12 protein-coding genes are annotated in these 9853 nt (G+C 51.7%); 5 read left to right on the forward strand and 7 right to left on the reverse strand.

Features of this window, described 5'->3' with window-relative positions; genetic code table 11:
- Nucleotides 1-121 precede the first annotated feature (121 nt).
- The 5 genes from VE954_RS00010 to VE954_RS00030 all read right to left on the reverse strand — a co-directional run bounded on the left by VE954_RS00010 (nucleotide 122) and on the right by VE954_RS00030 (nucleotide 2371).
- Nucleotides 122-403, reverse strand: coding sequence for an imelysin family protein (locus VE954_RS00010; protein ID WP_324948328.1), 282 nt, complete (start codon nucleotides 401-403; stop codon nucleotides 122-124).
- Nucleotides 404-504: 101 nt separating this feature from the next.
- On the reverse strand, nucleotides 505-717 hold the full coding sequence (locus VE954_RS00015; RefSeq protein WP_324948330.1) for a hypothetical protein: 213 nt from the start codon (nucleotides 715-717) through the stop codon (nucleotides 505-507).
- 20 nt (nucleotides 718-737) lie between these two features.
- Entirely contained in the window at nucleotides 738-1157 is a 420-nt protein-coding gene (locus VE954_RS00020; protein WP_324948332.1) for an imelysin family protein, read from the reverse strand.
- 297 nt (nucleotides 1158-1454) lie between these two features.
- Nucleotides 1455-1883, reverse strand: a complete 429-nt coding sequence (locus tag VE954_RS00025) for a YtxH domain-containing protein (protein ID WP_324948334.1) — start codon at nucleotides 1881-1883, stop codon at nucleotides 1455-1457.
- A gap of 137 nt (nucleotides 1884-2020) precedes the next feature.
- The gene (locus tag VE954_RS00030) at nucleotides 2021-2371 is read right to left on the reverse strand and encodes a hypothetical protein (RefSeq protein WP_324948336.1); all 351 of its coding nucleotides are present in this window, start codon (nucleotides 2369-2371) and stop codon (nucleotides 2021-2023) included.
- 182 nt (nucleotides 2372-2553) lie between these two features.
- On the opposite strand from VE954_RS00030, the gene VE954_RS00035 reads away from it, so the two are divergent.
- Together VE954_RS00035 and VE954_RS00040 are read left to right on the forward strand one after the other, a co-directional pair.
- Entirely contained in the window at nucleotides 2554-3648 is a 1095-nt protein-coding gene (locus VE954_RS00035; RefSeq protein ID WP_324948338.1) for a hemerythrin domain-containing protein, read from the forward strand.
- Nucleotides 3649-3739: 91 nt separating this feature from the next.
- Nucleotides 3740-3991 carry an HD domain-containing protein gene (locus VE954_RS00040; RefSeq protein ID WP_324948340.1) on the forward strand — a complete coding sequence of 84 codons (252 nt, stop codon included), beginning with the start codon at nucleotides 3740-3742 and terminating at the stop codon, nucleotides 3989-3991.
- A 301-nt stretch (nucleotides 3992-4292) separates the two neighbouring features.
- Here the strand turns inward: VE954_RS00040 and VE954_RS00045 are convergent, their stop codons facing one another.
- Both VE954_RS00045 and VE954_RS00050 read right to left on the reverse strand, forming a co-directional pair.
- Complete coding sequence (locus VE954_RS00045; protein WP_324948342.1) at nucleotides 4293-4613, reverse strand: hypothetical protein; 321 nt, start codon at nucleotides 4611-4613, stop codon at nucleotides 4293-4295.
- Complete coding sequence (locus tag VE954_RS00050; RefSeq protein WP_324948344.1) at nucleotides 4607-4861, reverse strand: M48 family metalloprotease; 255 nt, start codon at nucleotides 4859-4861, stop codon at nucleotides 4607-4609. The genes VE954_RS00045 and VE954_RS00050 overlap by 7 nt, the downstream gene beginning before the upstream one ends.
- A 635-nt stretch (nucleotides 4862-5496) precedes the next feature.
- Here VE954_RS00050 and VE954_RS00055 point away from each other — a divergent pair.
- From VE954_RS00055 to VE954_RS00065, 3 genes are all read left to right on the forward strand, one after another.
- The gene (locus VE954_RS00055) at nucleotides 5497-7473 is read left to right on the forward strand and encodes a methyl-accepting chemotaxis protein (protein ID WP_324948346.1); all 1977 of its coding nucleotides are present in this window, start codon (nucleotides 5497-5499) and stop codon (nucleotides 7471-7473) included.
- A 151-nt stretch (nucleotides 7474-7624) separates the two neighbouring features.
- Nucleotides 7625-9244: a glycoside hydrolase family 1 protein gene (locus VE954_RS00060; protein ID WP_324948348.1), complete on the forward strand. Its 1620-nt coding sequence runs from the start codon at nucleotides 7625-7627 to the stop codon at nucleotides 9242-9244.
- A 41-nt stretch (nucleotides 9245-9285) separates the two neighbouring features.
- The gene (locus VE954_RS00065) at nucleotides 9286-9789 is read left to right on the forward strand and encodes a PAN domain-containing protein (RefSeq protein WP_324948350.1); all 504 of its coding nucleotides are present in this window, start codon (nucleotides 9286-9288) and stop codon (nucleotides 9787-9789) included.
- Nucleotides 9790-9853: the final 64 nt, after the last annotated feature.

Here is a 9853-nt window from a genome sequence, read left to right on the forward strand (position 1 = left end):
ATCATGCGGCAGCAAAGAAAAAACAAAATTATCTCCGACCTGGGAGATGGCGGCAGCCCTTATATCTCCAACCAAACCCGTCTGTCCCCTCGCTGGCTCGGGACGGGCTATGGTTGGAGTATTACGGTCTGACTCGATAAAAACGGAAGGCCTCAGTCCGGCCCCAGATCACACGGGAGTCCAACCAGGCGTGCCTGGCAGCCTCCAGCGTTTCAGCCGAAGGGCTGGCCACCAGCTGGTTGACAGCCGACTGGAGTTTGCTGGCCGTAGCATAGGCATCACTATAGACCGCATAAACAGTCTGGGAATAATTCTGTAAAGCTTGCTGTGTCTTCAGTGCATCTGCGGCGTGCAAGGCAGGTGTCAGAAGCCCTAATGTCAAAAGAAAGGCGCTGTATGTCATGGGTCATCTCCAAAAACCGGTATGGGAAGAAAAGTCTTGATCGAGCTTCAATACTAATATTGAAAATCATTTTCAATTAAAAATATAAATCGGATCGATTCTTAGTCGTTGTCACCTTGCGGCTCGACAGGAATTTTGGTTTGCAGAACAGAAGCATATTCTCCCTTGAAGTCGACCATCATGTTCGTGATGCCCTGACGTAACTGGCAAAGCCAACTGACTTGAGACGTCTCGCAATTTTCGCTCTGCTTGGCCGTGATCCATTGGTCCATACTTCCCTGCTGCTGATCAACAGCCTGGATGAGTCTGGCCATTTCCTGCTCCGAGCGGTCGGCTACCGCGTTTCCACCCTGCCTGCCAGTTTTAGATTTTTGACCTCATTCTCAAAATAAAACAGGTTATCAAACAAGTCCTGCACCGCCGCCTGCTCGGTCTCAGGATTGCCGACCACGTGGCTCATGGCGTTATCCTCCGCTGAACCCCAAACCGTTTCCAAAAGTTTGGCATGTTCGACCAGCTCACCGGCAACCGCCTGCAGGTAAGCACAACGGGCCTGCTTGCGACGAGCGGGCTCAAGAGCCTCCCATTGGACGGCGGTCGGCTGCGTCGATGAACAGGATGTGTCCAAACTGCTATCAAATATGAGGTATTCGAGAGCCTGGAGACCTTTTCGATTCGTGTTAGGTGGCAGGGCGTAATCAGCGTCCTCAAGGGCTAACAAGGATTCGTAGTCCATCTTGCAATAATTGGCCAACGCGATTTCCGCGATGAGCTGCGTCTGACCAATAATAGCGGGAAGCTTAAATTTGATATTTTAGTTTCTTCCGAAGGTATCATTGCTTTGAAAAAGGATTGGCACAAAATTGGTTTTACCGAGCTCACGGAAGACACCATTTCCCAAGGTTGCGATGAGCGCTTGCACTTTAATCATCCCATCTGGAGGAATGATCTGATTCATTCGCCTCAACAAGCTGGTTACGAAGAGTCCTGAAGCCCTGCCGTGATTCAAAGGCCAGCAGATTGCTGGCCGGCTGCTCCCGTCACGTCCTGATCATGCTCTTTTCTCAACATTTTCGACATTTTCAACTTTGTCCTGGATCACATCCCCGACCTGGGACACCACCCCTCGGACCCGATCATTCAGATCTTTAATACGACGACGTGTGGCTTCTTGAACATTTCTGCCCATGCTAACGGCCCTATCTTTAACCTGGGTGCGCCTTCTTTTGCCTTCCTGGGGATCCAGATAAAGGGTCAACACGGAGCCGATAGCCAATCCAGCAACAAGCCATGAAGCGCTCTTCACGCCCTGTTTTTGACTCATATCCTTCAATCTCTTCCCAAGCGTCGCCACTCGTTCCAAATTAATCTCTTCCTTCAAATCTGTAATGTTTTTCATAGAAAGCATATTTTTCCTCCTTACATATGCAACGATCATCAAAACCTGTTGAATTTCACTAGTGTTCTCTTTCAAGGTCACCACGAACTTCGTCTGGACCCAATCTTGCAAAAAGCATGCAAAGCAATCTATTTTGAAAGCCGCTGATGGAATCGACTCTGCGCCAGCCGAAGGTCTGTGGTGCGCTGGTACATTTACGCATAATAGCGCAAAGCAACTTAGGGAGGCGTCGGACGAGTCGCATCGGCTGGGGCGGCGGGCGCGGTGTCCGACCTTTGCCGAGCACAGTTCGCGTCCACGCTATTATCATTTTGAGCCAACTGCGAAGGATCCGCGCAATCGGAGGTCGGCTTGGGTTGATTCACGGGTGTATCAATACCTGTGCCCGTCACTGTTCCAGCCTCTGGATTGGGGGTTCTCGGGTTTCTGTCCGAGACGGCGGAATCTGTGGAGGGCTGTGAATACCCTTGATGCTGCTCCTCGCCTTCACGTTTTTTCGTGCAGGACAAAGCTGCGACTGTCAGCAAGGATAGGGTGGAGATTTTCAAGATGTGTGCTGTACGTTTCATGTTATGTTTTCCTTCGTCATAAAGTGTCAGCCTTTCCTGGATCGTGAGACTCCCTTGGACCTTCTTCATTTTTCGTGCCGTATTTCATGTAAATCCCATCCAGAAATCAGAATTCGCCTGATGCACGATGCAGATTCCCACGCCTATAGTGAAACGACATCTTTGCAACAAGGAGAACAGAAATGGTTACAGTCACTGAGCAGGAAAAACGACTCGGCATTGCGAGTGAACTTGCTGATATCGAAATGCGACAAAGGGCCATTGTGCAATGGAATAGCACCATACGTAGCCTTATCCATAACTTTAAGGACGAACGCGAAACCCTGGAAACTATTGCGGACGAAGATGAAAAAAACCTTCGTATGATCGAGACGGTCATGACCAACTTCGGTATGAGGGTCGAGCCCAAGGAATTTACCAAGGGTTTCGTTCGGCTGGCTTCCCAGAGGATCGACGACAGCGGTGCCCCGGTGGTGGAAAAACTGGGTGTGTATGCCCTCACCAAGCAAAATCAAGCCATGTGCGGATTTCTTGTCCACAAAGCCGGGCAGCTGTCCATGGTTGATGTCAAGGCTGCGCTTGCACTCTTTGAAGGCATTCAGACTTCCATGGAAAAGCAGGTGGGTCAGATGACAGGTATTATGGAAAAAGTAGCCGTTCAGCTGATCAGCGGTGAAGAACCAGCCAGTGGAGTGACAGGACGCCTGCGCGATATGGCAGCAACGGTTGCAGGAGCTGTCATCAACGCGGTGGGCAAGCCAGCGGACGAAATGAATGTTCTCAATGTCCTGCGCATGGATCACGTGAAAGTCAAAACCCTTTTTCGTGAGATAAAAAGCGCGACCACCGCTGTGGACAAGAATGACCTTTTCTACCAAGTGCGCCTGGATCTCCTTTCCCATGCCGAAGCCGAGGAAGAGACTGTTTATCAGACTTTTCAGCAATACGAAGACTTGAAAGCTGAATTTGATACCTCGTGGAGCGAGCACGAACAGATCCGGACGATTCTGGATGTCATCAGTAATGTCGAGGCGTCCAGCCAGCTTTTCGAAGAACGCATGAAGGATCTGCGCGCCATTGTGGAAGAACATGTGGAGCGCGAGGAAGATGAGATTTTCAAAATGATCGAAGCCAAATCGAACGAGGACGACCTCAAACAATTGGCCCGGGACTTCCTGACCCGAAAGGCCCAAATTCAGGAACAGCTCAGTCCGCATATCACCAGCGGGAGCGTCTCGGGAAGCAGCCCCGAAATGTCACCCCCAGCCATGATGTAAAACGTCAAAAATATCCCCTTCGAAGTCCTTGTTGAAGTGACTCCAGGCCCGTGGCTTAATCATTGCCATGGGCCACCGAAGGAGCTTCCCGATGAGTCTTACGGAAAGAGCGCAATCGTTTGCCATCACAGCACATCGAAAAAAGGACCACAGGCGGAAGTACAGTGGCGAGCCCTATGAAGTTCATCTCTTCGACGTGGCCGATAGGGTTGTATCCGTCACCCATGATGAACGGACGATCGCTGCCGCATGGCTTCACGATGTGGTTGAGGATACGGATGTGACGCTGGCGGAAATCCAGGCTGAGTTTGGATCCGAGGCGCCGTCTTGGTTGAAAACCTGACGGATATTTCCCGGCCCCAGGATGGCAATCGGGCTTAACGTAAGGTCAAGGATCGTCAGCATCTGGCTCAGGCCAGACCCGAAGCCAAAACTGTCAAACTCGCCGATATTATCGCCAAGGCTCCCGATATTGCAGGACACGATCCCAGTTTCGGACGTGTTCATATCAAGGAAGCCGAAGCTCTGCTCAAAGTGCTTAAGGAAGGCGACCCCGAGCTCTACGCCCGGGCGCAGCAAACCCTCAAGCAAGCCTGGAAGATGACGCAAAAACGTCGGGATTCCACCCGCGAACCTGCTCGATCCTAATTTTGTAGCCTTTTGAGGTACGCCTTCACTTGATCCAGCTCACCAGGAAAAAGGGTTTCTCGCGTCGCATCGGGCAGAAGGGTTTCATAATCTTTCAAATGTCGGTCGGACTCCAAAAACGTGATGTCATAGATATCAAGCTCCGTTGCCGCTTTTGCTTGAAGAGCCTTGAGCCCTGGATACTCGAGAGCTGCGGATATCTGCTGAAAGAGCGAGCGGAATTTCGGAAGATTCTTATCCGTAAGGTCTTTCTTCTCTTTGAACTGTTTGGTCCGCTCAGCTTTGAGTCCCTGAATCTCCGCGTTGTTCTTCACCACATCAGGTTCCAAACGCGAATGGTCACATGGGCAAGTTCATGAGCAATCACAGCCGCCAGCGAAGCATCATTAGGGACTTCACTGAGGACGGGCGCGTTGAACGTTAAAAGTCCAGAACCTGGATTTGCCGAGGCATTGGGACTTGTCGACCCGAGCACGGGATCATTGGTCTTGAACTGGACGCAAAATGCAGTGGGGCTATAAGGCCCTTTGAAAGTATTCGGGTTTTTTTCAATGATATGATCCACAATCTTTTGAATGTAATTGCGGACGATGGCATGCTCGGTTGAAGCCTGGCTTGAGCAGGACTGAAGCGCCTGGGGCCTTGGTTAGGAGGTCTGTCCAATAACGTGACTCTGTCTACTTTGCTCTCCCTGGACTCCACAGTGCATAAGAGTGAGTCCAAGCACGGCTGCACCCAGTAATTTCAGGGGACTCGACGGTTTGATCGCGCGCATCGGGGGGGACCTCCAGGAACATTCGAGATTTTTTTGGTTTCTCAAAAATTCCCAGTGCAAGTCCAGGACCAGGCCGAAGTATCTCGGAGTCGGAGAAAAGTCACAAGCGTGAACCTGCAACCTGAGGACTCCAGGCAGCGCCTGCAGGCCGCCTGCTACCACTTAAAAAGAAAAAATACCCCGGATCCCGCCAGTTAATAAACCTTCGCGGAACCGCTCCCCCAGGCTGGAATACTGGTTTTGGTCCATACGCAATTCTCGCTGGATTCCTGAACACTCGAGGGGCTCTACCAACATTCCAACCTATGAATTGTGCAATCCTCAGTTTTTCGCGACCTAATTCCTCAAGAAGGTTTCCATATCCTACATAACTTCCAGGCTTAAGCTTGGCCATGCCCAGACGATAGACCAGAGAAGAGGTGACTATGCTCAATAAACTTTCTCTTTGGCAACGAATCGCGATACCAGTCCTGGCGATGACTCTGGGCCTCATTATTGTCAGTAGCATGCTGGTAGGCCATTACTATGAACGTTCAAGCCAGGCCCAAGGCATGGCACGATCGGCCCAAGCGATTCAGGCCATCTCCCGTATCATCCATCAGATTCAAAAAGAACGGGCAACGTCCGTCTTGTTTATGAATGGGGCTAATACCAAAGATGAGCTCAAGGCCCAGAGAGATGTCGTAGACCAGGAGCTGTTGTTCCTCACCAGCAGAAAAGCGGAGTTGCTCAACAGCACTTTGCAGAACCAGATCGATAATCTTTCTGGAACGCATCAGGCAATACGAGCGCAGGTCGACGCTAAGTCCGGAGCAGCGGCTGAAGCTGCAAAAGCCATTGGCATTCTGGTTGATCACTGGATCAAAGCCCAGGCCAGTTGTGCCAACGAGTTTCACCTGGATGGACTTGAGTCGACTCTGCTGAGTATATCCATTTTCGAAAAGTCCAAAGAAAGCATGGGGCGCATGCGGGCGCTGCTGAACGCCGTCCTGAGCGCCAACCAGCCTATCAGTGCTGCCACCGTTTCCCTGCTGGCCACCCACAAATCCGGTGTTCTATCGAATATGGAATCACCCGGGCTGACGATCTCACACACCAGTCACCAGGATATTGATAAACTGCTGGCCGCCGAAGATTGGCTCTCGGTGTTAAGCACTTATAATCGTGTTGTTGAAAAGTCCGGCAAAGGGGATTATGGGGTTGATGCCAAGCAATTTTCTGCCACCATCACTAGGGTCATCGACAGCGTTCGTGGTGTGATCGATCCGGAAATCACCATGACATCGGCGAGCATCCATAACGCAGCAGCGGCCGCTCAACGCAACTTTATTCTGTGCGTTGCCACGGTTTTTTCCCTGATTGTCGTTTCCATGCTTATCTCTGTTTACATAACAAGGGCCATCAATGCAGCACTCAAAGCTGTCGCTGAGCTGCTCAGTCACGGGGCCGATGCCGTGGCCAAAATCGCTGTGCAAGTCGCCATGGCCAGCCAAAACCTGGCTTCCAGTGCAACCGAGCAGGCCTCGGCCCTGCAGGAGACAACGGCTGCGGTGGAAGAGACCAAATCCATGATCAAAAAGAATGCGGAAAACAGCAGCAAATCAGCCACGCTTTCGCAGCAGAGTTATGAAACGGCACTTAAAGGTAAAGAAGCCATCATCGACATGACTGGCTCCATCGACGGTATTGCGCATAGCAACGCGGAAATCATGGCCCAGAATGAAGTGACCAACAAGGAGCTGATGGATATCGTTCGCGTCATTCGAGAAATCGAAGGCAAAACGAAGGTCATCAATGACATCGTTTTCCAGACGCGCCTCCTCTCGTTCAATGCTTCCGTCGAGGCCGCGCGGGCCGGAGAGCAAGGCAAAGGCTTTGCCGTTGTGGCTGAAGAAGTTGGTAATCTGGCCCAGATGAGTGGGACGTCGGCCCGTGAAATCCAGATTCTATTGGATAATAGCGTACGGTTGGTTGATACCATCGTGACCAACACCAGGCAGAAGATGAACAGCCTTTCTCAAGTCGGCAAGGAAAAAATTGAAGCAGGCATCGTGACCGCCGAACGATGTGGCGACATTCTTCAGCAAATCGTTGCCAACGTTGCCATCGTCGGGCAAATGACCAACGAGATTTCGTCAGCCTGTCATGAACAGTCCGAAGGCATTACCGAAATCAACAACGCCATGACCGAAATGGATACTGTGGCTCATCAGAACAGTGCCGCTTGCGAGCAGACATCGGTTGCAGCCGAAGAGTTAAAAACCCACGCCGGTAAATTGCTATCCATGGTCCAGCAGCTGGAGCAAGTGATTCATGGTTCGGTTCAGAACCCCGTTCAGCCAGTAAAAATTGCAGCCAGGAATGTGCAAGTTGAGGACGATGAATGGGATCAGGCTGCCTGAACTCACCCATGTGCCAGAGCGGCTCTTCGCAGGAGCCGCTGCCTACGTAAAATCTCCAGCAGGCTGGAACCCAACTGCCCCTTGACTCTCCTCCGTAAAGACCTTAAGAACACAAACGTATCCCGTGGCAAAACATCAAAAGGAATTTACGATGTCTCGTAAAACTTTCCGAACGCTCGGCCTTGTCCTGGCCTTCAGCGGCATGGCCAACGCCCACGATCGCGCCCCAGCAGCTGATGCGTCCCGGATGCAACTCAGTTTTCCCAAAGGCTTCCGGATGGGAAGCGCCATTGCTGGGTTTCAAGTCGATATGGGCTGTCCAACCGTAGCCGCTGACGTCTGTGAAGATCGAAACTCCGATTGGTTCCAATTTATCACCCGGCCTAGGTTTCTGCAGAATCCGTTCCTGTATTTATCAGGTGATCGACCGGAACAAGGACCTGGCTTTTATGAATCGTTCCCCGCTGACCTGGAACGCGTGAAGCGCGACATGGGTCACAATAGTCTGCGTTTTTCCATCGAATGGAGCCGAATTTTCCCACAACCGACCTTCGGAATCGTAGGACATGCCGCTTTGCGTGCCATGGCTTCCAAGGAAGGCCTGCAGTATTACCACCAGATGCTGGCGGAAATGAAACGGCAGGGGCTGTCACCCCTGGTCACGTTGAATCACTATACGCTGCCGACGTGGATTCATGATGCCGAGGGCTGCAATAAGAACTTCAATCGATGCACGAATAAAGGCTGGGCTGATCCGGATCGCATTGTGCCTGAAATTGCCAAGTACGCGGGATTTATTGCTGAAGAATTCGGCCGGGACGTGGATGTTTGGGCCACGCTGAACGAGCCTTTTTCGGCCGTTGTGTTTCCAGGCTATGTACTGCCATCAGAGATGCGCAGCAATCCCCCCGGCCTGCACTTTCACCTGGGAGCAGCAAAAACAGCTTCGCGGGCTATGATTGAAGCCCATGCTCGCATGTATGATGCCGTGCACGCCGCCGATCAATGGGATGCCGACGGCGATGGCACCAACGCGAGCGTGGGTCTGGTCAGCGCCTATCTTCCCGTACATCCCAAACGTCCGGGGACAGGTGATGTAAAAACGGCCCGGGATCTGGCTTACCTTGCGAACGATCTCTATCTGGATGCGCTGGTCCACGGCAAACTCGATGAGCAGTGGAACGGCCAAACCGTGGACCGACCCGATCTAGGCGGACGAATGGACTTTATTGGCATCAACTATTACATGACCCTTACGGTGCAAAAAGCCTGGGTTCCGATTCTGCAGCTGTTCTCGCCTTTGCTAAGCCTTGATCCTTTTCAAGTGGATATCAACGGTTCCTATCCCGAGGGACTTTACGAAGTAATCGCGGACCTGTCCCGTTACAAGCGGCCCATGATGGTCACGGAAACAGGCCGCGATGGTGCCGACGATGCCGGCCATGTGGAAAGCTGGCTGGTGCGCACGATGGCCTGGACGCGCCAAGCGATAGCGGATGGCTACGATGTTCGTGGGTATTACTATTGGACCCTTTTTGACAACTATGAATGGAATATAGGAATGAAAATGCGGATGGGGCTTTATGAAGTGAACGCTGAAGACCCTATGAAAACCCGGCAACCACGTTCCGCTGTGCGCGCCTACCAGCGCATTGCCTTGGAAAATGCGATTCCCAAGGACCTGCTCGACCAGCATGTGCTGCCGTCTTCTGCCCCGGACGTTCAGTCATGGCGCGTGCCTGAGTTGCTGTTTTCAAAAGACAGACTTTGAAATATGCTACCTTGAAAGCATCCAGAACGGAGGCCTCGTGTATGCAACGGATTTTAGCACTCTTCATCATGTCAGCCCTATTCATCACCACTTTAGGTCAAGCCGAGGGCACCAACTGGGACTTCAAAGAAAATTGTGATGTCCCTTCGGAATCGTTTCAAACCTTAAAGTCGGTTTCTCAAGAAGAATGTCAGCGAACCTGCGATAACGAAAAGAACTGCAAGGGTTTCGTTTATATTACGGGTTGGAAACGCTGTCTTTTGAAAGATCAGATGCAAAAGCAAGCCAGGCTTCGGTTTATTTCGGGCGAGCTGGATGAAAAGCGCGGCTTTGAAGCCAGCCGCCTTAAGCTCGATTCCGATCACAGCGGCAAGGATCTCGAACGCAAGGTCCTGGATCAGCCTGAAATGTGTGCGGATGCTTGCAAGGGCCGAGCGGATTGCCAGGCATTCACGTTCCTTGAAGGGTATCGCGTGTGTTGGTTGAAGGCAGCGGGTGGGCGCCTGAGTGAAAAGATTTTCCATTGCGGAATGAAAAAAACCTAGCGTTCTGCCTCGCCTCTTCATGCTCAGGAGATCACCCTTGAAACGATACATCCTTACAGGTGCG

Origin of the sequence: Oligoflexus sp. (genome assembly GCF_035638955.1) — a bacterium.
In the GTDB taxonomy this organism is placed as follows: Bacteria; Bdellovibrionota_B; Oligoflexia; order Oligoflexales; family Oligoflexaceae; genus Oligoflexus.